Origin of the sequence: Limosilactobacillus reuteri subsp. porcinus (genome assembly GCF_036621895.1) — a bacterium.
GTDB classification, from domain to species: Bacteria; Bacillota; Bacilli; order Lactobacillales; family Lactobacillaceae; genus Limosilactobacillus; species Limosilactobacillus reuteri_J.
Genome location: NZ_LN887325.1, coordinates 1 through 348 on the forward strand (window position 1 = coordinate 1; position 348 = coordinate 348).

Annotated in this window: 1 protein-coding gene; it reads right to left on the bottom strand. The window is 41.4% G+C overall.

Features of this window, described 5'->3' with window-relative positions; all coding sequences use genetic code 11:
• A partial coding sequence (locus AACL61_RS01120; RefSeq protein WP_423245870.1) for a transposase occupies positions 1-348 on the bottom strand: 348 nt, incomplete at both ends.

A 348-nucleotide genomic window follows, 5' to 3' on the forward strand; every position in this document is an offset into this window, starting at 1 on the left:
GGATGAGGTCGTTTTTCTTTTAAACGATAGTAATAGTCAACGATATGATTAGAATTAGCGTGTTGTTGGCGGATCATATTACCTACAGTAAAATATAAGAGCTTACGGGCAATCGGGTTTCCACGCTTATTAATGTGATCTTGACCTAAATAGGTTCCAGATTGGTAACGACGAATATCAATTCCGACAAAGGCATTAAGCTGATTGGCATTGTCAAAGCGACTAATGTCGCCCAATTCTCCCATTAACTGAGCCGCAGTTTGTTTCCCAATTCCCGGAAAAGAGCAGTATAGGATATACTCTGGTAAGCGCTGGGCAATAGATTCCATCCGCTTGATAACCTCTTCC